Source organism: Rhizobium sp. LjRoot98 (assembly GCF_964252935.1).
GTDB lineage: Bacteria > Pseudomonadota > Alphaproteobacteria > Rhizobiales > Rhizobiaceae > Pararhizobium.
In genome coordinates this window covers 256,149-278,886 of the sequence record NZ_CAXUPW020000003.1, presented here as the reverse complement: position 1 = coordinate 278,886, position 22,738 = coordinate 256,149, and the positions used below count along the sequence as shown (strand labels likewise).

The following is a 22,738-nucleotide window of genomic DNA, read 5'->3' as shown; positions in this document are numbered from 1 at the left end:
TTTCAAACCGCAAGGGATAGCAGGGTGATTTTGAGATTCAGAATCCAAATAGCTGAATTGAAAGGAAAGTTTAACCACAAACCGCGAGGTCAGAAATACCCCCTAAATATTAGTAGTAAATGAAATTGAGGCCAGAACAAAACAAATACAAATTGCGACACAGCCGTTTGGCATGCCACTTTATACAGCTTATGGCAGTAGAAATTCCCTTTGCGACGATAGCGGAATCAGACTCTTTCGCCAGATTCCGATCCAGGCCAGAACGCGTAATGGCCACCCTTTGCGCCGCGCAAATGGAGATAATCTTCAGAAGCGGGATGCTACCTGCAAGACGGTGTTGAGGCTCATTTCCGCTGCGGCCGTTAACACATCAACCAAAGCAGGAACGAATCGGAGACGAATCACAGACGCAACTTGTTTCCCTGTTTGTTCACCGCAATATATTGTATAAAATCAAATTGTTAACCATACGAAACCGTGGATAACCCGAAACACGCAGTCAACCTCGAACCTGTTGCGTTAATCTTTCCCAACAACGCAAAACGGCGCCCGTGAAGGCGCCGTCAGCAAACAGGAACCGGCTTGATCAGACGAAGAACTGTCCGCCATTGGCCGAAATCGTTGATCCGGTGATGAAACCGGCATCATCGGATGCCAGAAACACCACGATCCGGGCGATTTCATCGGGTTCGCCAAGGCGGCCGACGGGGATTTGCGGGATGATGCGCTCATTCAGCACCTTCTCCGGGATCGCTCGGACCATCTCAGTGCCAATGTAGCCGGGGCAGACGGCGTTGACGGTAATGCCCTTGGCAGCGCCCTCCTGAGCCAACGCCTTGGTGAAGCCGAGGTCACCCGCCTTGGCGGCTGAATAGTTGACCTGCCCCATCTGGCCTTTCTGACCATTGATCGAGGAGATGTTGATCACGCGGCCGAAATTGCGGTCGCGCATGCCGGTCCAGATGGGATGGGTCATGTTGAAAAGGCCTGTGAGGTTGGTATCGAGTACCGCGCTCCAGCTTTCGGGCGTCATCTTGTGGAACATGGCGTCCCGGGTGATGCCCGCATTGTTGACCAGCACTTCCACGGGGCCGAGTTCATCCACCACCCGGGCAATTCCCTTGGTGCACTCGGCGTAATCGGAAACGTCCCATTTAAAGGTCGGAATGCCGGTGACTTCGGTGAAAGCCTTGGCCTTCTCGTCATTGCCGGCGTAGTTCGCAGCGACCTTGTATCCGGCCGTCTTCAAGGCGATGGATATCGCGGCGCCAATACCGCGTGAACCACCGGTAACCAATGCTACTCTGCTCATCCGTACACTCCCCGTTTTTTTCGTTTTGTCTTTCACTTTGTCTTGCGCCTGCGTCCTCAGACGCAGCTTTCCGGCTTTTTGCCGTGGAGTTAGTCCCGGCCGGTGAGCCGGGACGATCGACTAACGGGTAAGGGTCACAGCCGTTCGACACACATGGCGACACCCATGCCGCCACCGATGCACAGCGTCGCCAGCCCCTTGGAGACGCCACGGCGCTTCATTTCGAACAGAAGCGTATTCAACACGCGAGCGCCGGAAGCTCCGATCGGATGCCCGATGGCAATCGCACCACCGTTGACGTTGACGATCGAGGGATCCCAGCCAAGATCCTTGTTGACGGCGCAGGCCTGGGCCGCAAACGCCTCGTTGGCCTCGACGAGTTCAAGATCGGCAACCGACCAACCAGCCTTTTCCAGCGCCTTGCGCGAAGCCGGGATCGGGCCTGTGCCCATGATCTGCGGATCGACACCGGCAGTTGCCCAGGAAACGATACGCGCCAACGGCTGAATACCGCGGCGGCCGGCTTCGGCTTCCGACATCAGCAGCGTTGCAGCTGCACCATCATTCAGGCCGGAAGCGTTGGCGGCGGTAACCGTGCCCTCCTTGTCGAAAGCGGGGCGAAGCTTCGCCATCGAATCCAGCGTTGCGCCGTGGCGGATATATTCGTCCTGATCGACGGTGACGTCGCCCTTGCGGCCCTTGACGATGAAGGGAATGATCTCATCGGCAAAACGTCCGGCCTTCTGCGCCGCTTCCGCCTTGTTCTGCGATCCCAGTGCAAAAAGGTCCTGATCTTCACGCGACAGCTGCCACTTCTTGGCGACGTTCTCGGCGGTCGTGCCCATGTGGTAGCCGTAGAAGGCGTCGGTCAGGCCATCCTTGATCATGGTATCGACCATCTTGAAATCGCCCATCTTCACGCCGCCGCGCAGGTGCGCGCAATGCGGCGCCATCGACATGGATTCCATGCCGCCGGCAACGATGATCTTTGCGTCTCCGGTTGCAAGCTGTTGCATGCCGAGCGCGACAGCGCGCAAACCCGAGCCGCAGAGCTGGTTCATGCCCCAGGCCGTCGCTTCCTGCGGAATACCGGCCTTCATCGCCGCCTGGCGGGCGGGGTTCTGGCCCTCTCCGGCCGACAGGACCTGGCCGAGGATGACTTCATCGACTTCGGCTGCCGCGACGCCGGCGCGCTCCAGCACCCCCTTGATGACCGCGGCACCAAGCTCATGGGCCGGAGTGTTGGCAAAGGAGCCGTTGAACGATCCAACTGCGGTTCGGCCCGCACTGGCGATGACGATGGAGGGAGTGCTCATCAGATGTTTCCTCGTTCTTTTCTCGCAATTGCTAAAGACTGGCAAAGGACGTGGCGCAAGTCAAACGCCTTGATGCAGCGCGGCGCGTTTCGTTTCCCAATCGGATCACGAGGCAAAATTTTGCACCTGCGTCCACGCAACGCACAAAGAGATTGTCAGAACCGGTTTTTTACGGGTACTCTGAAAAACATAATAAAGACGGGAGCATGGGAGGAGACCCATATGGCTAAACACGACGGTCAGATCGTAATCAAAAAATATGCCAACCGGAGGCTCTACAATACCGGAACGAGCACCTATGTGACGCTCGACGATCTCGCGGTGATGGTGAAAAAGGGAGAGGAATTCACTGTCCAGGACGCGAAGTCAGGCGATGACATCACCCATTCGGTGCTGACACAGATCATTTTCGAGCAGGAATCCAAGACGGGCAACACGCTTTTGCCGATCTCGTTCCTGCGCCAGTTGATCTCGTTTTATGGCGACCAGATGCAGATGGTGGTGCCGAGCTATCTCGAGCATTCGATGCAGGCATTTACCGACCAGCAATCGCAGATGCGCGAACAGATCAACAAGGCTTTTGGCGATACGCCGCTCGGCAAGAATCTGGCCGTGCCGATGCAATTGGTGGAAGAACAGGTCAAGCGCAATACCGACCTTTTCCATCAGGCCATGCAGATGTTTTCGCCCTTCATGGCAGCAGCGCCCGCCGCGAAGGAACCGCGCAAGGCGGAAGCCAAGGACATCGATGAGCTGAAGGAACAATTACGCGCCCTGCAGACGAAGCTGGAAAATCTCGGCTGACACCTTATGCCGCACGCCGCATCCGGCGGCTTGCGGCGCCGCCTGGAGCTTTATCAAAGGCCGATCGAAACATCCCGTCCTGCCGTGCGCATCGACACGGAGAAGCCGGCAATGACATCGATGAAGCTGATCGTCATCAGGATGAAGAAGACGTGGGTCGCGGCATTGGCGACCAGCAGGAACTCCACCAGAAAGACGATAAACAGAACCATCGAGAGCAGATGATCCATCAGCGCCTTGGAGCTGATGCGGGTTGCCTTGAGGATTTCGACGAAGAGCAGAACAAGCGCAATGACGATCATCAGATCGCCCATGCTCATCGTCCAGACGGCACCGGACAGCATCGTCATCGAGAAAACCGTGTTTTCGAAAACTGCGACACCGCCGCTTCCAAGCACGCCCATCATTCCAAGATTGTAGAGAATGAACGGCAGGATCAGTAACGGAACGGCGGCAATCATCAGCAATGGCTCCCAGTTTCTCGCGCCTGCCTCTCAAGGCGAAGCGTCGATCGATATGTGCCTTACAGCGCAGCAAGCGTCAAGAAAACGGCCACGGCTGGCGGATAGCGCAGGGATTTGGGAAAACTATGGCGGTGGAAGGGGAAAACGCCCCGCGCCACTCCCCGGCGGACAACGGAAAAAGGGCCGGCAAAAGCCAGCCCCTTCAATCACAGCCTGACGGCGCCGCTGATTAAGCGGAAGCCTTCGGGGTCAGAACCTGACGGCCGCGGTACATGCCTGTCTTCAGGTCGATGTGGTGCGGGCGGCGCAGTTCGCCGGAGTTCTTGTCTTCGACGTAGGTCGGGGTCTTCAGCGCGTCAGCGGAACGGCGCATACCGCGCTTGGACGGGCTTGTTTTTCTTTTAGGTACAGCCATTTCATACTCCACTTATCGGGCAAAACTCTGTTGATCGACCAGACCTTTGGCCGGGACAAACAGATGTCAATCTCGGAATTTGCCGGGCTTATACATGCCCAACAGGCGTTTGACCAGTCCCCACAGCTATTTTTTCGCTATGCCGGGCCTATGCCAGGATCAGGCCTCATCTTCCGATACGACCCAGGTTTCCTTCAGCGCCGCATCCTGCCACTTCTGGAAGGCCGGATGGGTCTTTACCGCATCCATATATTCGAGCGACACCGGATTGCGCGTAAGGTCGTAAACTTCGAAACGATTGACCACCGGCGCAAACATGGCGTCGGCTGCGGTAAAGCGGCCGAACAGGAAGGGGCCGCCGGAACGGGCCACCGCCTCGCGCCAGATCGTCTCGATCCGTTCGACATCCTTCAACACGCCATCCGGCAGAGCGATCGCCCGCTTTTCGCGGCGCATGTTCATCGGGCAGGCATTCCGCAAGGCCCCAAAGCCGGCGAGCATCTCCATCGAATAGCTGCGGGCAGCGGCACGTTCGGCTGGATCCACGGGCCAGAGTCCGGCATCCGGGAACAGCTCGGCTGCATACTCGATGATCGCCAGCGATTCCCAGACGCGAATATCACCATGATGCAGGACGGGGACGCGGCCTGTCGGTGAAATTTCCTTGAATTTCGGGTTTCCGGCCGGAAAGTCGAACGGAATGACGACATCCTCGAACGGCACGCCGCATGCTTCCAGCGCGAGCCACGGCCGGAGCGACCAGGAGGAATAGTTCTTGTTCCCAACATAGAGCGTGAGTTTGGTCATCGGTCTTCTCCGATCCAGGTAAACTAAGACTCGCTATAGACGACACCGTACCATCACAGCCAATGAAAAGACCTGATCTCACTCATAAAGGCATTTGATATATTCGCCGGACCGGCTGGCGCGGCGCTCGATGAGCGAGGCCAGACTGCGCAATCCACGGCCGGGTTTGCCGGCGTTCCGCTCGATCGGATTTGGCAGGGATACGGCGAGAAGTGCGGCCTGCCGCCGGGTCAGCTTGGCGGCGGGAACGCCGAAATGGTGCCTTGCCGCTGCTTCGGCGCCATAGATGCCAGGCCCCCACTCGGCGACATTGAGATAGAGTTCCATCATCCGCTCTTTGCTCCAGACGAAATCTGCCGCAAGCGCCAAAGGCAGCTCCATGCCCTTGCGGATGAACGAGCGGCCATTCCACAGGAAGAGGTTCTTGGCCGTCTGCATCGGGATCGTCGAGGCGCCACGCGTGGATTCGCCCTCCAGAGCATCCGTGACGACGCCGCGCATCTGCACCCAGTCAACGCCATCATGAATACAGAACTGGCCATCTTCCGACATCATCACCGACCGGACCAGATTGGGCGATATATCCTCGAAGGCGACCCACTGGCGGTCATAACCGCGGAGAAGCACGAGATCGCGCAACATCAGTGTTGAAATCGGATGGATGAAGCTCGGCGCGTAGAGGATGATCAGGACATAGGGCAACAGCACGAAGGCAACCGCGATCAATGCGATCTGCCGCCAGCGCCGCCGCAAGGCCTGACCCCATCCTCGCGAACGGCTGGAAGACACGTCCTCTTCCTCCCCCCGAGTTTCCGGTACGATGTCCACGCCTGAAACGCCCGCCTGATAATCCATCCAATTTTCATAGAGCAAGCACGGCTAAATTTGAATGGTTTTCTCGGCATTACACAGCAAGCCGCGCCTGCGGCTGCCGATATGGTAAAATCCCGTTGCCAGTGGGCGCACAGTCATGGCAAACAGCGCCGCATGAGCGAGACATCCTTCGAAATCCGCCTGAAGAGCAACGCCGCAGACATCGAGGCCTGCCTGACCGGCATTCTCGGCGAAAAACCGCAGGCAGACGAAATTACACGGCCGGCACCCCTCCTTGCTGCGATGCGCCACGGGGTCTTGAACGGCGGCAAGCGCCTGCGCCCATTCCTGGTCATAGAAAGCACCGCCTTTCTCGGTGGCGACCGGCAAGCGGCCCTGCGCGTCGGCGCAGCGCTTGAATGTGTCCACAGCTACTCACTTGTGCATGACGATCTCCCGGCCATGGACGACGACGACGTCCGCCGCGGCCAGCCGACCGTGCATATCGCCTATGGCGAAGCCAATGCGATCCTGGCCGGCGACAGCCTTCTGACACTCGCCTTCGACATCATCGCCGCCCCGGAGACCAACCTTCCCGATCGGCAGAAGACCGAGCTGGTGCTGGCGCTGGCGCGCGCCTCCGGCGTCGGCGGCATGGCCGGTGGACAAGTATTGGATCTGGCAGCCGAGACATCAGAACCGGACGAAGCGGCCATCGTCAGACTACAGGCGATGAAGACCGGAGCACTGATCCGCTTTGCCTGCGAAGCCGGCGCCATCATCGCCGGGGGCAGTGCCGATGAACGCTGGTTGATGCGAACTTATGGCGAAACCGTTGGTCTCGCGTTCCAGCTTGCCGACGATCTGCTGGATCTGACGGCGGATGCGGAGACCATGGGCAAGGCGACCGGCAAGGATGCGGCCCGGGGCAAGGGCACGCTGGTTTCGCTGCGCGGTCAGGCTTGGGCGGAAACCCGGTTGGCAGCGCTGGTCGCAGACGCTGCCGTCCTGCTTGAGCCATTCGGCACGCGCGCCGATATTCTCAACGAGACCGCCCGTTTCATCGCAAATCGCAACCACTGAACGGCCAAACGGTTCTGAGGGGCGGATGAGGTACAGGTGTAGCCAGACACCCCGCCCGCTCCGCCCGCCAAAATTGTCACCGCAACAAGAATGCGCATTCTCTTTCCATTCGTGACCGGCATGATGGCGGCCTGCCGCGCTTGAAAGCACCGCACCGGAGATTGCGCATGTCAAACCTTATGCCCTACCTGCCGCAACTGATGGTCGCCTGGGGCGCCTATATCATCGCCACCGCTTCGCCCGGACCTGCGATCGTGGCGATCATCTCCACCTCGATCAGCCGCGGCCGCGCCGGCGGACTGGCGCTGGCGGCGGGCGTTCTCACGGGCTCCTACACCTGGGCGATGCTGGCGGCTGCTGGGCTATCGGCCCTGATCCGCACATATGGCAACGCGCTCTTCATCCTGAAGATCGCGGGCGGGCTTTATCTGCTCTGGCTGGCGCTCAAGGCACTAAAAGCGGCGATGCGGAAAGAAACCGAAGCATCAGTACTGCTCGAAAAGCAGCCACCCTCGCTTCACCGCCTTTACCTCAAGGGCCTTGGCATCCACCTGACCAATCCAAAGGCGATCTTTTCCTGGCTGACGCTGGTTTCGCTCGGCACGCCGCAAGATGCGCCGCAGGTCATGCCGATCCTGATCGGCGGCTGCATGCTGCTCGGCGTCATCATCTTCATGGGGTTTGCATTGCTGTTTTCGATCGAGCCCGTGCACCGCGGCTACAAGAAGTCCCGCCGCTGGATAGAAGGTGCCATGGCCGGCTTTTTCGCCTTCGCCGGCCTGAAGCTGCTGACGGTAAAACTATAGCCTATTCGGCTGCAGCCTGACCCTGGCCGAAACGCTTCTCGATATATTCACCGACAAGCGTCTCGAAATCACCGGCGATATTGGTGCCGCGGATCGTCAGCGCCTTCTTGCCATCGATATAGACGGGCGCGGCTGGAAGTTCGCCGGTACCGGGCAGCGAGATGCCGATATCGGCATGCTTGCTTTCACCTGGGCCATTGACGATGCAGCCCATGACCGCGACCTTCAGGCCTTCGACGCCCGGATATTTTTCACGCCAGACCGGCATGTTGCGGCGGATATCGCCCTCGATCTTCTGCGCCAGCTCCTGGAACACCGTCGAGGTGGTGCGTCCGCAGCCCGGACAGGCGGCAACGACCGGAATGAACTGGCGAAAGCCCATGACCTGCAGCAATTCCTGCGCCACCTGCACCTCACGGGTGCGGTCGCCGCCGGGCTCCGGCGTCAGAGAGATGCGGATCGTATCACCGATGCCCTGCTGCATGAGAATGCCCAGTGACGCAGCAGACGAAACGATGCCCTTCGAGCCCATTCCCGCTTCCGTCAGGCCCAAATGCAGAGCATGGTTGGAACGGGTCGACAACATCGCATAGCAGGCGATCAAATCCTGCACATTCGACACCTTGGCCGACAGGATGATGCGATTGCGCGGCAGGCCGATCTCCTCGGCAAGCTCTGCCGAAATCAGCGCCGACTGCACGATGGTCTCGCGCATCACCTGCTGGGCTGTCAGCGGAAAGCCGTTGGCCTGATTGTCGTCCATCATCTTGGTCAGGAGCTCCTGATCCAGCGATCCCCAGTTGACGCCGATACGGACCGGCTTGTCGAACTGGATGGCGCGCTCGATGATGTCGGCGAACTGTTTATCTTTCTTGGCCTTGAAGCCGACGTTGCCGGGATTGATGCGGTACTTTGCCAAGGCTTCGGCGCAGGCCGGATGGTCAGCCAGAAGCTTGTGGCCGATATAGTGGAAATCGCCAATCAGCGGCACATCGAGGCCAAGACGCTCGAGGCGCTCGCGAATCTTCGGCACGGCGGCAGCGCTTTCGTCGCGATCGACCGTGATGCGCACCAGTTCGGAACCGGCCCTGTGAAGAGCGGCGACCTGGGCAACGGTCGCATCGATATCCGCCGTATCGGTATTGGTCATCGACTGGACGACCACGGGCGCCGAGCCCCCGACGATCACCCCGCCAACATCGACGGCAACGGAGGCCCTGCGGGGTTGCGGTTCATAATCGAAGGCGGAAGACATGAAAGCCCCTTGCACGTGCTGTTGCGGCGACTTTCCCTGAGGTGGATGAGGAAAGCCGCCTTGTCAACGGCAACATCATTCATTGACGGCGATTTGATGTCTGCCATTGCCGATCGGTTCGTCCCAAGGCCCCCTCACCCTAACCCTCTCCCCGCGGGCGGGGAGAGGGGATGACGGAGTTTGCCGCAAGTCCCTTCTCCCCGTCCAGCGGGGAGAAGGTGGTCGACAGGCCGGATGAGGGGCCATTGCAAAGGCCAATCATCATTCAATCGTGCCCCTTCGGGTCGGCATGCACCGCATGATGCGAGAGCGCCAGAACGACGATGAACAGAATCGGCACGCAGGTGAAGATGATCGAGAAGCCTGTGTGCTCGGCAACAAAGCCGATCAGCGACGGGGCAAACAGCATTCCGGAATAGCCCATGAAGGTGGCGACCGACAAACCGATGCCCGGCGCCAGGCCCGGCATATTACCCGCAGCGGAAAACGCGATCGGCACCATGTTGGAAATACCGACACCGGCGAGCGCGAAGCCGAGGATGGCCAGCGGCGCATTGGGTGCCAGACCAGCAAGCATGAGCCCGACCAGCGCCGTCAGGGTGCAGACGCGCAGGGTTTTCACACCACCGAACCGGTCGCGGACATGGTCACCGGCAAAGCGCATGATCGCCATCGTCGCCGAGAAGGCCGCAAAACCAAAACCTGACATCGCAACCGATGCGCCAAGCTCATTGCGCAGATAGAGTGCGCCCCAATCGAGCACCGTGCCTTCCGGCACCATGGAAAACAGGGCCACCAGACCGATCAGCCAGGGCAGCGGGTTGGACGGCAGCCGCAGCTTCTGCTTGGCGGTATCGGGGTGTGGTTGATCAGCCAGGATCATCGGCCAGGCAACCGCCAGCACCGAAAGGCAGACCAGCGTGACGAGGATGGCATGCACATAGACGCCGAAATGCGCCATGATCAGGCCGCCACTCGCAGCGCCGATCAGGCCCCCGAGGCTCCAATAGGCATGGCAGGACGACATGATCGCCCGGCGCATCGACTTTTCCACTTCGACCGCATTGGCATTCATCGCCACGTCCATGGCGCCGACGAAACCGCCGAGCAGAAGCATGCCGAAAACAGCCGTCCAGACATTGGGAAGAAGCGTAAGGAGCAGAAGCAGCGGCGACAGAATGATCGCCGTCACCCTCACCACCTTCTGCGACCCCATCCGGGCGATGAAGCCACCGGCAATCGGCATCAATATCAACGAACCGATGCCGAAGGCGAGAATCAGCAGACCAAGCACGCTTTCGCTGATGCCGAGCTTTTCCTTGAATTCCGGGATTTTGGGCGCCCAGCTGCCGGTGACGAAACCGTTCATCAGGAAGAGCAGCGAGACGGCGAGGCGGCTCTTTGGCATGTAGCCTTGCCGGACGGCAGCCTGCGGCGATTTGGTAGTGTGTTGATCCATGGTCTCTTCCTGTAGAATTCAGTACCGGCGTCAGGCCGTGATTTCGATGGGATTGCCGTCGGGGTCGCTGAGGACGGCCTCGTAAAAGCCGTCGCCCGTCATGCGGGCCGGTGACAGAAGGATGCCGGATGCCGCCGCTTTCGTTGCCAAGGCATCGACAGCCTCGCGGCTGCCGAGAGACAGGGCCAGATGCGCGTAGCCTTGGCGCTCGCCTTGCTCCTCCTCGCCGTTGATCCAGGGCCCTTGCATCAATTCGATCGACGGCCCGTCCTTCAGATACAGAAATCGTGACGAGAAACCGGGGCGCCTTGCACTTTGATAGAGATCGCCAACTGTGGCGCCGAAGATTTCGGCCCAGAAGCGGCAGAGACGATCAAGGTCAGCGGTCCAGAGTGCGACATGGGCAATCCTCATGCTTTTGTTCCTCCTGCGTAAACGACTTTGATGCCTTGGCCCGCGTAAAGATCGGCGGCTTTTCGAACTGCATCATGCTCGACGATCAGCGTCGTGCATTCCTGCGCCGTAATGACCGCGTGTGGGGCAGAGGTGCCCAGCTTATCGTTGGTCACTGCCGCCAGAACCGCAGCACTGTTGCGGGCGACAAGTCGCTTGAATTCCGCATCCTCATACTCAATGGCCGTCAGTCCGGCATCAAGATCGACGCCGCAAACCCCGAGAATGCAGAGATCGGGCCGCAGCACGGAAACATCACGCTGTGCCTTGGCACCGATGGCAGCCCCGACCAGCCGGTCGATCTTGCCGCCGATCAAGATGATATCGATGTCCGGATTTTCCATGAGCGCAGACGCGATCAGCGGCGTATTGGTGACCGCCGTCAGTTCCAGACCAGCGGGAATCGCCTGTGCGATCGCGAGATTGGTCGAACTCGCGTCAAAGAAGACAGTCATACCGGCTTTGATAAAAGGAACGGCGGCGGCGGCAAGCGCCGCCTTGCGCTCGGGCGCTTCGCTGACACGCTGGGACAGCGTCGTGCCTCCAGGCACGAACGGCAACGCGCCGCCATAGACCCGCTCGCACAGGCCGGCAGCTGCCAGTTCGCGCAGATCCCTGCGGATCGTATCCTCGGAAACGTTGAATTCTTGCGCCAGATCAACCGCCAACACGCGGCCGGACAGCCGCAGGCGATCCTGAATCAGGCTTTGCCTCTGTCGTAAAAGAAGGTCTGTTTGCATGGCAAATTCAAATCACGCATGAATGAGTGCAAATCGGCATAAACGTGCATAATCCTCTTTTAGTGGTTTTTCAATCGATTTATGTGACGAATGTCGGAAATAGCAGCGGCGCCGCCGTAAAAAGTAGCACTCCGCCTTGATTTTAGCCGTCCGGCGCCAATTTTGGGTTGAAACGGCCTGAATTTGAGAAAAACCTTTCGCTCTTGCAGCGCACAATGAAGTTTTGTGTGCTGTCATGCGTCGGGCGGTATGCGATTGTCCCCTTCACACCGGCAGACGGGCCGGACCAAAAAGATGGAAAAACAAAATGAAATGGGTTCCCACACTTCTCGCCGCTGCTGCCTTCGCCCAGCTGGTTTCGTTCGGTACCGCTCACGCCGGTGAAAACCTCGAAGCCGTCAAGTCGGCTGGCGCGCTGAAGATCGGCACGGAAGGCACCTACGCTCCGTTCACCTATCATGACGAAAGCGGCAAGCTCGTCGGCTTCGACGTCGAAATCGGCGAAGCGGTCGCCAAGAAGCTGGGCGTCAAGGCCGAATTCCTCGAAGGCAAGTGGGACGGGCTGATCGCCGGCCTCGACGCCAACCGCTACGACGCCGTCATCAACCAGGTCGGCATCACCGAAGAGCGCAAGAAGAAGTACGACTTCTCCGAGCCCTATATCGCCTCCAAGGCCGTTTTGATCGTCAAGTCGGATAATGCCGACATCAAGGATTTCCCAGACCTGAAGGGCAAGAACGCGGCTCAGTCGCTGACCAGCAATTTCGGCAAGCTGGCAACGGCTTCCGGTGCTGAACTCGTCGGCACCGACGGTTTCGACCAGTCGATCCAGCTGGTTTTGACCGGCCGCGCCGATGCGACGATCAACGACAGCCTGTCCTTTCTCGACTTCAAGAAGAAGAAGCCCGATGCGCCGGTGAAAATCGCTGCCGAGCAGGCCAATGCCGACTATTCCGGCATCATCGTCCGCAAGGGCGAGCCTGAACTTCTCGAAGCCATCAACAAGGCGCTGGTCGACATCAAGGCCGATGGCACCTACGACGCCATCTCGCAGAAGTATTTCGGCGCAGACGTTTCGAAATAACCTTTAAAACGGCGCGGCGGGACAGGTTTCGCCGCGCCGTTCTGTGAACTATAAGACATGATCCGTTCCGGCATCCGGGGCGGATCATGTCGTTTGAAAGGCCCGCCCGTGCCCCCTTGGCTTCAACTGATGCTCGATTCACTCTGGCCGCTGCTACGCGCCGGGCTGATCTTCACCATTCCGCTGACACTGTTGTCGTTCACATTCGGACTGGCGCTGGGCCTATTAACTGCTGTCGTGCGGCTATTCGGCCCGCGGCCACTGGCCGCCGTAGCGCGGTTTTACGTCTGGGTCATTCGCGGTACGCCGCTGCTCGTCCAGCTCTTTGTGATTTTTTACGGGCTGCCCGCCGTCGGCATCCTGCTCGACGCCTTCCCGGCGGCCCTGATCGGCTTCACACTGAATATTGGCGCCTACACATCCGAAATTATCCGGGCGGTCATCTCGTCAGTGCCGCGCGGCCAGTGGGAGGCGGCCTATTCGATCGGCATGAGCTGGAGCCAAGCGATGCGGCGCACCATCCTGCCGCAGGCAGCACGTGTCGCCGTACCGCCTTTGTCGAATACCTTTATATCGCTGGTGAAAGATACGTCACTTGCGGCGGCGATCACGGTCCCCGAACTGTTCCAGACTGCGCAGCGCATTGTTGCCACCACCTATGAACCGTTGATCCTCTATATCGAGGCAGCCCTGCTCTATCTGGCCTTGAGCTCCGTTCTCTCCGCGCTGCAGGTCCGGCTGGAAAAACGCTTCGCCCGCTATGGCGGTTTCCTGGAGGCGCGCACATGATCGAGCTCACCCATATCGAAAAACGCTTCGGCGATAACGTCGTCCTGAAGGATATCAGCGTGCGGATTGCCGAAGGCACCGTGACTGCGCTGGTCGGCCCTTCCGGCGGCGGCAAGAGCACGATGCTGCGCTGCGTCAACCTTCTGGAAATCCCGACCGCCGGAACGATCCGGCTGGGCGAGGAAGAAATCACCTTCGAGCCGAACAGGAAGACAGGCTGGGACGCGATCCAGCGCCTGCGCCGCCAGACCGGCATGGTCTTCCAGAATTTCCAGCTTTTCCCGCATCAGACTGCCATTGAAAACGTCATGGAGGGCCTAGTCACGGTCTTGAAATGGCCGAAGGAGAAGGCAAGAGCCCGCGCACAGGAATTGCTCGAAAAGGTCGGCATGGCGCATAAGGCAGATGCCTGGCCCGCGACGCTCTCCGGTGGCCAGCAACAACGTGTTGCCATCGCCCGTGCGCTTGCCCCTTCGCCTCGTGTGCTGCTCTGCGACGAGCCGACCTCGGCGCTCGATCCGGAACTGGCGGAAGAAGTCGTCGAAGTGCTGAACCGGCTTGCAGCCGAAGGCACGACGATGATCATGGCGACCCACGACCTGCGCCTCGCCTCCAAGGTCGCCCACCAGGTCCTGTTCCTCGACGGAGGCCTGATCGTCGAGAGCGGCGCACCGAAAAACATCTTCCAGACGCCCGAACGGGATCGGACGAAAAAGTTCATCTCATCGCTGAGTGCGGGCAATAATTACGATATTTGACGATGAAATTGACGGTTTGTGTCTAACGCGCAACTCTAGCAATGCACCATTCGCTCAGCCGCAAGGGTTCAATACCGGGAGTTTTAGCGGCGGACGAAACTCTGACTTTGAGCCAGTGTCTTGCTCGCTTTGTGCTGCCGCTTCGATTTTTTCAAAACGTCAAAGATGACCGCCGCCATGACCAAGCTGCCTCCAACCCAGGTGGCCCAAGCGGGAAGCTCCCCGAAGGCCAGCCAGACCCAGAGCGGTGCGAGCGGGTTTTCCATGCTGCCTATGAGCGCGGAACGGGTTGCGGAAATCAGCCTCGTCCCGACCGTCATCAACAACAGTCCGAGCCCGAATTGGACAGTTCCGAACAGCACAAGATCAAACATGGCAGCCACCGTCACCTGCATGGGATCGGCGAATGGCAGGGCCACAAGTGCGCAGACAAAGGCAGATAGGCACGCAGCCGGAAGCATGGACACATGCCGGTTCTTGCGAATGACCACGATCATAGCTGCATACGATAGCGCCATCGCCGTCGCGAAGCCGTAGCCCGTCAGATAGCCAACGGAGGCTTGCGGATTGGCAATAATCATGACGCCGACCAGCGCTGTGAGACTGGCAGCCCATGTCGTCCAGTCTTCCCGCTCCCCTGTAAAGATCAGGGCGAGCATGGCAGTCATGAACGGAATTGCGGCATGAATTGTCATGACGTCTGCTACTGGAGCCAGACGCAGCGCGTTGATGAAGCAAATCGTCGCGAGCGTGGACAGCATCATCACCCAAAGGCCGGGCGCCCCGATGGCGCGGATCGCTTCCCACAAGCCTTTCCGGTACCACCACGCAACATAAGCGCCGATGAAGAGCCCACCGAAGATTCCCCGCCAGAACAGAACAGTCCAGACATCGAGCGTAATCAATCGGGTGAAGTATCCAGACAAGCTGTAGGCAACCGCGGACCCTATAATCAGCAGCGTGCCGAGCCATTTGTTTTGATCGTCTTGCATTGTTGCCCCCTTGCGTCCGGGGCTTTGTACTCCGATGCTACTGACACCGTTTTGTCAGTGGTGTTTGGGAGGTTCATGCGTGCGCCGCGCCGATCGTCTTTTTGATATCATCCAGGCATTGCGCGGAAAGACGCAGCCCACAACAGCCTCTGCGCCGGCGCAAAAATTGGAAGTCACGACCCGAACCGTCTACCGCGACATTGCGACGTTGCAGGCACGCCGTATCCCAATCGAGGGAGAACCCGGGCTTGGATACTTCCTTCGCAAGGGGTTCGACCTCCCGCCGCTGATGTTTACGATGGAGGAGGTCGAGGCGATCACGGTTGGCGCCAACCTCGTGCATCGCATTCGCGATCCGAAACTGCAGGAAGCTGCGGAGAGTGTGCTGAACAAGCTTCAGCACACTGTACCGAAGGAGTTGCGCTCTTACCTGGCATCTCCGAGATTCTATGTATCGGAAGGGGATACAGTCCGCCCCGACGGGATCGAACTGCTCGCTGTGCGCAATGCCATCCGCACGTGCCGCAAGATCAATATCACCTATATTGACGAGCAGCAGCGCCGGTCGCGACGGACGATCTGGCCGATCGCCACGGTTTATTATGTCGATGTCACGCTGATTGCCGCATGGTGCGAGCTGCGCGAGGACTACCGGCATTTCCGCGCCGACCGCATAGCCATGTCTGAAGTGCTCGAAGAACGCTTTGCCACCGACAGCAGCGCGATGATGGCCGAATGGATGGCGAAGCGTTCGCTGAAACCTTAAGGTTCTGCGAGAAAATCTTTACCGCCGATCACGGCCGGGGTTTTACCCGGCCGTTTTGCATCGATAGGGAGGCATCAAGCCCCATAGACGATCAGAAGATCCTTGGTATCGATCTGGTCACCGGTCTTGACGAGAACTTCGGCGATCGTGCCGTCCTTTTCCGCATGCAGCGCCGTTTCCATCTTCATCGCTTCGATGGATAGCAGCACGTCGCCGGATTTGACCGCCTGTCCCGCGGATACCGAGACCGTCGAGATAACGCCCGGCATCGGCGCACCGAGATGGGCCGCATTGCCGAGATCGGCCTTGCGGCGGGCTGTGCTCGATGCCGCGCGGTTGCGGTCGGGAACCTTGATCAGGCGCGGCTGGCCGTTGATCTCGAAGAACACCTTGACCATTGCCTGCTCGTCCGGCTCGCTCATGGCCTGATGCTGGACGACCAGCGAGACGCCTTTTTCAAGCTCCGGCAGCAATTCTTCACCGGCGGTCAAACCGTAGAAATAGGCCGGTGTCGGAAGCACGCTAACCGGGCCATACGTGTCGGCGGCCAGCGCGTAGTCGGTGAAGACCTTCGGATACATCAGGTACGAAGCGAACTCGCAGTCGCTGACGGCGCGCTCCAGTTTGGTCTCGATCGCCTTGCGTTCGGCATCGAGGTCGGCGTCGGCAAGCAGCGAACCGGGACGTTCCGTATAGGGTTTTTCACCCTTCAGCGCCTTTTCCTGAAGCGCCTTCGGCCATCCGCCCGGAGGCTGACCGAGATCGCCCTTCAGCATCGACACGACCGAATCCGGGAAGGACACGTCCTTGGCCGGGTTCTTCACATCGGCAACCGTCAGATCCTGGGAGACCATCATCAGCGCCATATCGCCGACCACCTTGGATGACGGCGTTACCTTGACGATATCACCGAACATCTGGTTGGCATCGGCATAGGCCTGCGCCACCTGATGCCAGCGGGTTTCAAGACCGAGCGAGCGGGCCTGTTCCTTGAGATTGGTGAACTGGCCACCCGGCATTTCGTGCAGATAGACTTCCGATGCTGGCCCCTTGAGATCACTTTCGAACGCGGCGTACTGGTTGCGCACGGCCTCCCAGTAGAACGAGATGCGGCGGATCCATTCGGGATCGAGGCCCGGATCGCGTTCCGAGCCACGGAGGGCCTCGACGATTGAACCGAGGCAGGGCTGCGAAGTATTGCCGGAGAAAGCGTCCATCGCCGCATCGACGACATCGACACCGGCATCCACGGCAGCAAGGACGGTCGCGGCCGAGATGCCCGATGTATCATGCGTGTGGAAATGGATCGGCAAGTCGGTTGCTTCGCGCAACGCCTTGAACAGGACCGTGGCAGCAGCCGGCTTCAACAGGCCCGCCATGTCCTTCAGCGCGATCATGTGGGCGCCGGCCCGTTCAAGCTCTGCAGCCAGCGCGGTATAGTATTTCAGGTCGTACTTCGGGCGGGCGGAGTTGAGGATATCGCCGGTATAGCAGATCGCCGCCTCGCAGATCTTGTTCTCTTCCGCCACCGCATCCATCGAGACGCGCATGTTGTCGACCCAGTTCAGGCAATCGAACACGCGGAAAACGTCGATGCCGCCCCGAGCCGCCTGACGAACAAAATATTTGACGACATTGTCGGGATAGTTCTTGTAGCCGACGCCATTGGCACCGCGCAGCAGCATCTGCAGCAGCAGGTTCGGCGCATCCTCGCGCACCTTGGCAAGGCGCTCCCACGGATCTTCCGTCAGGAAGCGCATTGAAACGTCGAATGTCGCGCCGCCCCAGCATTCGAGCGAAAACAGCGTCGGCAGCGTGCGGGCATAGGTTCCGGCGATCCGGGCGATGTCATAGGTGCGCACGCGGGTGGCGAGCAGCGACTGATGGCCATCGCGCATCGTCGTATCGGTCAGGAGCACACGCTTTTCGGCGCGCACCCATTCGGCGAATTTCTTCGGCCCGAGCGCATCGAGCTTCTGCTTGGTGCCGTCAACGATCTCGCCCTGGCTGCGCGGGATGACCGGCTTTGCCGCATCGGCGCTGGGCTTCGGGCGGCCCTTGGCTTCCGGGTGGCCGTTGACGGTGACGTCAGCAAGATAGGTCAGCAGCTTGGTGGCACGGTCCTGGCGCTTGACCTGCTGGAACAGTTCCGGTGTCGTGTCGATGAACCGGGTCGTGTAGCTGTTATCCTTGAACTTCGGATGCGTGATGATCGCTTCAAGGAAGGTCAGGTTGGTGGCAACGCCGCGGATACGGAACTCGCGCAGGGCGCGGTCCATGCGGGCAATCGTCTCCTGCGGGCTCGGCGACCAGGCGGTAACCTTCACCAGCAGCGGATCGTAATAGCGGGTGATGACAGCGCCGGGATAGGCCGTACCGCCGTCGAGGCGGATGCCGAAGCCGGAGGCCGAACGGTAGCCGGTGATACGGCCATAGTCGGGAATGAAGTTCTGCTCGGGGTCTTCCGTGGTGATGCGGCACTGCAGGGCATGACCGTTGAGACGGATGTCTTCCTGTTTCGGAACGCCGGATTCCGGCGTGCCGATGGCAAAGCCTTCGAGAATATGGATCTGCGCCTTGACGATATCGATGCCGGTAACGACCTCGGTAACGGTGTGCTCGACCTGGATGCGCGGGTTGACTTCGATGAAGTAGAATTTGCCCGAGTCCATATCCATCAGATATTCGACGGTGCCGGCGCCGACATAGTTCGTCGCCTTGGCGATTTTTGTCGAATAGGACGCCAGCTCCTGCCGCTGGGCTTCACTCAGATACGGTGCCGGCGCGCGCTCGACGACTTTCTGGTTACGGCGCTGAACTGAACAGTCGCGCTCGAACAGATGCACGACATTGCCATGGGTATCGCCGAGAACCTGGCTTTCGACATGGCGCGCACGCTCGACCAGCTTTTCAAGATAGACCTCGTCCTTGCCGAAGGCGGCCATCGCCTCGCGTTTGGCTTCCGTCACCTCGCGGGCCAGATCCTTGGGATCGCGGATCGCCCGCATGCCGCGGCCGCCACCACCCCAGGAGGCCTTGAGCATGATTGGATAGCCGATCTCTTCAGCCATCTTGGCAACGGCTACCATGTCATCGGGAAGCGGGTCCGTGGCCGGCACGACCGGTACGCCGATCTCGATGGCGAGATTGCGCGCCGCCACCTTGTTGCCAAGCCGGCGCATCGTGTCCCCGGTCGGGCCGATGAAGATGATCCCGGCCGCCTTGCAGGCGTCGACAAATTCCGGGCTTTCGGACAGAAGGCCGTAGCCCGGATGAATGGCATCGGCACCGGACAGCTTGGCAACCCGGATGATTTCCTCGATCGACAGATAGCTTTCGATCGGGCCGAGATCACGGGCAAGATGCGGCCCACGCCCGACCTGATAGCTCTCGTCCGCCTTGAACCGGTGGAGCGCCAGCTTGTCCTCTTCCGCCCATATCGCAACCGTTTTTATTCCCAGTTCGTTTGCAGCGCGAAAGACGCGAATGGCAATTTCAGAACGGTTGGCGACAAGGATTTTGGAAATGGGCAAGTCGGACTCCTCAAGACTTGAAACACGGTAATGCTGCACCGCGAAAAGAATTATTAGCGTTTCATGACTTGAAGTTCAATTTCAGAGTGACGCCCGGGAAAGATTCATTTTCGATCAGGAAATCAGTCCCAGACGAAACGACAACGCCACGGCATGATGGCGATTTTTCGCGTTCAGCTTGTCCTGAATGCCATTCATGTACCAATCGACGGTATGAGTGGAGATATCGAGGATCTTGCTGATCTCGTTCGAAGTCATGCCGTCTGCCAGGTAGTGCAGAGCCTCCATCTCGCGGCGGGTCATCTGCACATCGACCGTGGATACCATTTCCGCAAGCACGGTCGGGTCGGAAAGCTCCAGCAGGCGCCAAAATATCTTCTTGGCAATGCCGTCAAAGATGCTCATTTCGACCGGGCTGAGATCGACGACACGACCGCCCAAAGTCATATTGCCAAGCAGACCCCGGCGTCCGTGAACAGGGAAGATATAGCCGTCATAGAGGCCATGGCCCCGCGCTTCGACCATCATGCGTTCCATACGCTTGCGATGCGGATCAGAGCGGAAGGCGACCAGCGTATCACGCCAGCGGAAACCGCGTTGCGCATGGCCGAGGTAGCGGATGGTCGGATCGATGATAACGTATTTTTTCTTGATGTAGATCTGCGGCCAGCCATCCGGCCAGCGGCCGGCAAGCAGCAGGCTCAACGGATTCTCGTCGGGCTTGGGTTGGCGGACAATTCCGTAATAATCGAAACCATAGTGGTCCATGAGACGCTCGAATTCCTGAACAATCTCATCCCTGCTTCGCATCTCGTCTATCAGTGCCAAAAATTGCACCAGCAACGTGATATTCATAAAGGCCCCTTCAAAATTTTTTAATCTCCAACCGCCCTGTGCGCCGCAACATGAATGTCCCGTTCAGCACCCATTCATGTTGCAATCGCGATAATCCGAGCATCAGTCATGCGACCACCTGGCACGGCATCGTCAACGAACTGCAAGGCGCGAAAAATAGCAAGCTATGAATGATCAACTTCAGGTGTCTGGAATTCCCAATCACCGCGCTGGTTTATCACAATCAAGTTTGCGCGCAGAAGCCAAAAAGATGACTTTCGTTGCCTGCGGGTCAAGAGAATTACAAACGGAAGGAAGAAGGCGTTCAGTTTTGGAATTTTCATTCCATCCACCAAAGATGAGAGAATGAATACCTTTTCCAAACGGGACTTTTCTTCCCTGGACCATTCCCCGCGATGCAAATGCCCTGTTGCTTTTTCATTGCACCGCAAACCAAATGCCCAAGAGGGATAAGACAGTGTCATTGTTCCAGATCTATGCAAGAGCGCTTCAGTATCTTGCCGTCCATAAGCTTCGTGTTTCAGCCATCGTTGCCGCCAACGTTGTCTTGGCTGTTATCACGATTGCCGAGCCCATTCTGTTCGGCCGCATCATCGACGCGATCACATCCAAACAAGCCGTCACCCCTATGCTGTTGATGTGGGCAGGTCTCGGCGTCTTCAACACGGTGGCCTTCGTGCTGGTCGCCCGCGAGGCTGACCGCCTGGCGCATACGCGCCGCTCGACGCTGATTACCGAAGCCTTCGGCCGGATCATCTCCATGCCGCTGTCCTGGCATACCCAGCGCGGCACGTCGAATGCCCTGCACACGCTCTTGCGCGCCTGCGAAACGCTGTTCGGCCTCTGGCTCGAATTCATGCGCCAGCATCTGGCGACTGCGGTGGCGCTCACACTTCTTGTTCCCACAGCCTTTGCCATGGACGTTCGCCTGTCGCTCGTTCTCGTCGTTCTCGGCGTGCTCTATGTGGTCGTCGGCAAGTTCGTCATGACCCGCACGAAGGAAGGTCAGGCTTCGGTCGAAGACCATTATCACACGGTCTTTTCCCACGTCTCCGACTCGATCAGCAACGTGTCCGTTGTGCATAGCTATAACCGTATCGAGGCTGAGACCCGTGAATTGAAGAACTTCACCCAGAAGCTGATCTCGGCCCAGCTGCCGGTTCTCGACTGGTGGGCATTGGCGAGTGCGCTGAACCGCATGGCTTCGACCATTTCGATGATGGCCATCCTCGTCATTGGCACGTTCCTCGTGCAAAAGGGCGAACTCGGTATCGGCGACGTCATTGCCTTCATCGGCTTTGCCGGCCTGCTGATTGGCCGCCTCGACCAGATGAAAGCCTTCGTGACGCAGATTTTCGAAGCCCGCGCCAAGCTCGAAGACTTCTTCGTGCTGGAAGATTCGGTGCGTGAACGCGAAGAGCCTGCCGATGCTGGCGAGTTGAACAATGTCCGCGGCGAAGTCGAATTCCGCGACGTTTCTTTCAACTTCGCCAACTCGACCGAAGGCATGCGCAACGTCTCGTTTACCGCCAAGGCCGGCCAGACAATCGCCATCGTCGGTCCGACCGGCGCCGGCAAGACGACGTTGGTCAACCTTCTGCAGCGCGTCCACGAGCCAGCCAGTGGCCAGATCCTTGTCGATGGCGTCGATATCTCGACCGTTACCCGCAAGTCGCTGCGCCGCTCGATCGCCACCGTGTTCCAGGATGCAGGCCTGCTCAACCGGTCGATCTGCGAGAACATCCGCCTCGGTCGTGAAGACGCATCGCTGGACGAAGTCATGGCCGCTGCCGAGGCTGCCGCCGCTGCCGACTTCATCGAAGGCCGCCAGGGCGGTTACGATACCCGCGTCGGCGAGCGTGGTAACCGGCTGTCCGGCGGCGAACGCCAGCGTATCGCCATTGCCCGGGCAATTCTGAAGAATGCGCCGATCCTGGTGCTGGATGAGGCGACGAGCGCGCTCGACGTCGAAACCGAGAACCGGGTGAAGGCTGCGATCGACAACCTGCGCAAGGACCGTACCACCTTCATCATCGCCCATCGCCTGTCGACGGTGCGCGAGGCCGATCTGGTGATCTTCATGGATCACGGCAAGATCGTCGAGATGGGCGGCTTCAACGAGCTCAGCCAGAGCAACGGCCGGTTCGCCTCCCTGCTCAGGGCAAGCGGTATCCTGACCGACGACGATGTGCGCAAGAGCCACGCCGCCGCCTGATACCAGGAGCAACCACCGA

The 22,738-nt window shown here is 59.2% G+C and carries 22 protein-coding genes; 8 read left to right on the top strand and 14 right to left on the bottom strand.

Features of this window, described 5'->3' with window-relative positions; all coding sequences use genetic code 11:
* Positions 1-586 precede the first annotated feature (586 nt).
* Entirely contained in the window at positions 587-1,312 is a 726-nt protein-coding gene (locus ACSQ3J_RS13185) for a beta-ketoacyl-ACP reductase (RefSeq protein WP_436039291.1), read from the bottom strand.
* Positions 1,313-1,446: 134 nt separating this feature from the next.
* The gene (locus ACSQ3J_RS13180; RefSeq protein WP_436039290.1) at positions 1,447-2,628 is read right to left on the bottom strand and encodes an acetyl-CoA C-acetyltransferase; all 1,182 of its coding nucleotides are present in this window, start codon (positions 2,626-2,628) and stop codon (positions 1,447-1,449) included.
* 222 nt (positions 2,629-2,850) lie between these two features.
* On the opposite strand from ACSQ3J_RS13180, the gene phaR reads away from it, so the two are divergent.
* Positions 2,851-3,432 carry a polyhydroxyalkanoate synthesis repressor PhaR gene (phaR, locus tag ACSQ3J_RS13175; protein WP_037097124.1) on the top strand — a complete coding sequence of 194 codons (582 nt, stop codon included), beginning with the start codon at positions 2,851-2,853 and terminating at the stop codon, positions 3,430-3,432.
* Between the two features lie 53 nt (positions 3,433-3,485).
* Here the strand turns inward: phaR and ACSQ3J_RS13170 are convergent, their stop codons facing one another.
* From ACSQ3J_RS13170 to mtgA, 4 genes are all read right to left on the bottom strand, one after another.
* Positions 3,486-3,893, bottom strand: a complete 408-nt coding sequence (locus tag ACSQ3J_RS13170; RefSeq protein WP_060502646.1) for a hypothetical protein — start codon at positions 3,891-3,893, stop codon at positions 3,486-3,488.
* 232 nt (positions 3,894-4,125) lie between these two features.
* Entirely contained in the window at positions 4,126-4,311 is a 186-nt protein-coding gene (gene rpmF / locus ACSQ3J_RS13165; protein WP_060502645.1) for a 50S ribosomal protein L32, read from the bottom strand.
* Positions 4,312-4,470: 159 nt separating this feature from the next.
* The gene (locus ACSQ3J_RS13160) at positions 4,471-5,118 is read right to left on the bottom strand and encodes a glutathione S-transferase family protein (RefSeq protein ID WP_060502644.1); all 648 of its coding nucleotides are present in this window, start codon (positions 5,116-5,118) and stop codon (positions 4,471-4,473) included.
* 78 nt (positions 5,119-5,196) lie between these two features.
* Positions 5,197-5,973, bottom strand: coding sequence for a monofunctional biosynthetic peptidoglycan transglycosylase (mtgA, locus tag ACSQ3J_RS13155; protein WP_060502643.1), 777 nt, complete (start codon positions 5,971-5,973; stop codon positions 5,197-5,199).
* 132 nt (positions 5,974-6,105) lie between these two features.
* Between mtgA and ACSQ3J_RS13150 the strand changes: the two genes are divergently transcribed.
* The gene (locus ACSQ3J_RS13150; RefSeq protein WP_060502642.1) at positions 6,106-7,014 is read left to right on the top strand and encodes a polyprenyl synthetase family protein; all 909 of its coding nucleotides are present in this window, start codon (positions 6,106-6,108) and stop codon (positions 7,012-7,014) included.
* A gap of 167 nt (positions 7,015-7,181) precedes the next feature.
* Positions 7,182-7,820 (top strand): LysE family translocator, encoded by a 639-nt coding sequence (locus ACSQ3J_RS13145; RefSeq protein WP_060502641.1) that lies wholly within the window; start codon positions 7,182-7,184, stop codon positions 7,818-7,820.
* A 1-nt stretch (position 7,821) separates the two neighbouring features.
* Here ACSQ3J_RS13145 and ispG read toward each other — a convergent pair whose 3' ends face one another.
* From ispG to ACSQ3J_RS13125, 4 genes are all read right to left on the bottom strand, one after another.
* Positions 7,822-9,075 carry a flavodoxin-dependent (E)-4-hydroxy-3-methylbut-2-enyl-diphosphate synthase gene (gene ispG, locus ACSQ3J_RS13140; protein ID WP_037097109.1) on the bottom strand — a complete coding sequence of 418 codons (1,254 nt, stop codon included), beginning with the start codon at positions 9,073-9,075 and terminating at the stop codon, positions 7,822-7,824.
* A 265-nt stretch (positions 9,076-9,340) separates the two neighbouring features.
* Complete coding sequence (locus ACSQ3J_RS13135) at positions 9,341-10,534, bottom strand: MFS transporter (RefSeq protein WP_060502640.1); 1,194 nt, start codon at positions 10,532-10,534, stop codon at positions 9,341-9,343.
* A 30-nt stretch (positions 10,535-10,564) separates the two neighbouring features.
* The gene (locus ACSQ3J_RS13130; RefSeq protein WP_060512053.1) at positions 10,565-10,948 is read right to left on the bottom strand and encodes a VOC family protein; all 384 of its coding nucleotides are present in this window, start codon (positions 10,946-10,948) and stop codon (positions 10,565-10,567) included.
* A complete protein-coding gene (locus ACSQ3J_RS13125; protein ID WP_060502638.1) occupies positions 10,945-11,727 on the bottom strand; it encodes a DeoR/GlpR family DNA-binding transcription regulator in 783 nt (260 codons plus the stop codon). The genes ACSQ3J_RS13130 and ACSQ3J_RS13125 overlap by 4 nt, the downstream gene beginning before the upstream one ends.
* Before the next feature lie 307 nt (positions 11,728-12,034).
* Here ACSQ3J_RS13125 and ACSQ3J_RS13120 point away from each other — a divergent pair, with 307 nt between their 5' ends.
* From ACSQ3J_RS13120 to ACSQ3J_RS13110, 3 genes are all read left to right on the top strand, one after another.
* Entirely contained in the window at positions 12,035-12,811 is a 777-nt protein-coding gene (locus tag ACSQ3J_RS13120) for an amino acid ABC transporter substrate-binding protein (RefSeq protein WP_060502637.1), read from the top strand.
* Between the two features lie 108 nt (positions 12,812-12,919).
* Entirely contained in the window at positions 12,920-13,600 is a 681-nt protein-coding gene (locus ACSQ3J_RS13115) for an amino acid ABC transporter permease (RefSeq protein ID WP_060502636.1), read from the top strand.
* Entirely contained in the window at positions 13,597-14,358 is a 762-nt protein-coding gene (locus ACSQ3J_RS13110) for an amino acid ABC transporter ATP-binding protein (RefSeq protein WP_060502635.1), read from the top strand. The genes ACSQ3J_RS13115 and ACSQ3J_RS13110 overlap by 4 nt, the downstream gene beginning before the upstream one ends.
* Before the next feature lie 83 nt (positions 14,359-14,441).
* Here the strand turns inward: ACSQ3J_RS13110 and ACSQ3J_RS13105 are convergent, their stop codons facing one another.
* Positions 14,442-15,350, bottom strand: coding sequence for a DMT family transporter (locus tag ACSQ3J_RS13105; protein ID WP_436039288.1), 909 nt, complete (start codon positions 15,348-15,350; stop codon positions 14,442-14,444).
* Between the two features lie 79 nt (positions 15,351-15,429).
* On the opposite strand from ACSQ3J_RS13105, the gene ACSQ3J_RS13100 reads away from it, so the two are divergent.
* A complete protein-coding gene (locus ACSQ3J_RS13100) occupies positions 15,430-16,116 on the top strand; it encodes a helix-turn-helix transcriptional regulator (protein ID WP_436039287.1) in 687 nt (228 codons plus the stop codon).
* Positions 16,117-16,190: 74 nt separating this feature from the next.
* On the opposite strand, the gene pyc is transcribed toward ACSQ3J_RS13100, so the two are convergent.
* From pyc to ACSQ3J_RS13085, 3 genes are all read right to left on the bottom strand, one after another.
* Positions 16,191-19,649, bottom strand: a complete 3,459-nt coding sequence (gene pyc / locus ACSQ3J_RS13095; RefSeq protein WP_060502632.1) for a pyruvate carboxylase — start codon at positions 19,647-19,649, stop codon at positions 16,191-16,193.
* Positions 19,650-19,763: 114 nt separating this feature from the next.
* The gene (locus tag ACSQ3J_RS13090; RefSeq protein WP_060502631.1) at positions 19,764-20,504 is read right to left on the bottom strand and encodes a LuxR family transcriptional regulator; all 741 of its coding nucleotides are present in this window, start codon (positions 20,502-20,504) and stop codon (positions 19,764-19,766) included.
* A gap of 164 nt (positions 20,505-20,668) precedes the next feature.
* Complete coding sequence (locus tag ACSQ3J_RS13085) at positions 20,669-20,968, bottom strand: hypothetical protein (RefSeq protein ID WP_156393923.1); 300 nt, start codon at positions 20,966-20,968, stop codon at positions 20,669-20,671.
* Here ACSQ3J_RS13085 and ACSQ3J_RS13080 point away from each other — a divergent pair.
* Entirely contained in the window at positions 20,962-22,719 is a 1,758-nt protein-coding gene (locus ACSQ3J_RS13080; protein ID WP_060502630.1) for a glucan ABC transporter ATP-binding protein/ permease, read from the top strand. The two genes, ACSQ3J_RS13085 and ACSQ3J_RS13080, sit on opposite strands and share 7 nt — an antisense overlap.
* Positions 22,720-22,738: the final 19 nt, after the last annotated feature.

Coding starts and splice junctions, on each gene's coding strand:
- ACSQ3J_RS13185 (WP_436039291.1), bottom strand. CDS start 1,312: ATGAGCAGAGTAGCATTGGTTACCGGTGGTTCACGCGGTATTGGCGCC.
- ACSQ3J_RS13180 (WP_436039290.1), bottom strand. CDS start 2,628: ATGAGCACTCCCTCCATCGTCATCGCCAGTGCGGGCCGAACCGCAGTT.
- phaR (WP_037097124.1), top strand. CDS start 2,851: ATGGCTAAACACGACGGTCAGATCGTAATCAAAAAATATGCCAACCGG.
- ACSQ3J_RS13170 (WP_060502646.1), bottom strand. CDS start 3,893: ATGATTGCCGCCGTTCCGTTACTGATCCTGCCGTTCATTCTCTACAAT.
- rpmF (WP_060502645.1), bottom strand. CDS start 4,311: ATGGCTGTACCTAAAAGAAAAACAAGCCCGTCCAAGCGCGGTATGCGC.
- ACSQ3J_RS13160 (WP_060502644.1), bottom strand. CDS start 5,118: ATGACCAAACTCACGCTCTATGTTGGGAACAAGAACTATTCCTCCTGG.
- mtgA (WP_060502643.1), bottom strand. CDS start 5,973: ATGGATTATCAGGCGGGCGTTTCAGGCGTGGACATCGTACCGGAAACT.
- ACSQ3J_RS13150 (WP_060502642.1), top strand. CDS start 6,106: ATGAGCGAGACATCCTTCGAAATCCGCCTGAAGAGCAACGCCGCAGAC.
- ACSQ3J_RS13145 (WP_060502641.1), top strand. CDS start 7,182: ATGTCAAACCTTATGCCCTACCTGCCGCAACTGATGGTCGCCTGGGGC.
- ispG (WP_037097109.1), bottom strand. CDS start 9,075: ATGTCTTCCGCCTTCGATTATGAACCGCAACCCCGCAGGGCCTCCGTT.
- ACSQ3J_RS13135 (WP_060502640.1), bottom strand. CDS start 10,534: ATGGATCAACACACTACCAAATCGCCGCAGGCTGCCGTCCGGCAAGGC.
- ACSQ3J_RS13130 (WP_060512053.1), bottom strand. CDS start 10,948: ATGAGGATTGCCCATGTCGCACTCTGGACCGCTGACCTTGATCGTCTC.
- ACSQ3J_RS13125 (WP_060502638.1), bottom strand. CDS start 11,727: ATGCAAACAGACCTTCTTTTACGACAGAGGCAAAGCCTGATTCAGGAT.
- ACSQ3J_RS13120 (WP_060502637.1), top strand. CDS start 12,035: ATGAAATGGGTTCCCACACTTCTCGCCGCTGCTGCCTTCGCCCAGCTG.
- ACSQ3J_RS13110 (WP_060502635.1), top strand. CDS start 13,597: ATGATCGAGCTCACCCATATCGAAAAACGCTTCGGCGATAACGTCGTC.
- ACSQ3J_RS13105 (WP_436039288.1), bottom strand. CDS start 15,350: ATGCAAGACGATCAAAACAAATGGCTCGGCACGCTGCTGATTATAGGG.
- ACSQ3J_RS13090 (WP_060502631.1), bottom strand. CDS start 20,504: ATGAATATCACGTTGCTGGTGCAATTTTTGGCACTGATAGACGAGATG.
- ACSQ3J_RS13085 (WP_156393923.1), bottom strand. CDS start 20,968: ATGACACTGTCTTATCCCTCTTGGGCATTTGGTTTGCGGTGCAATGAA.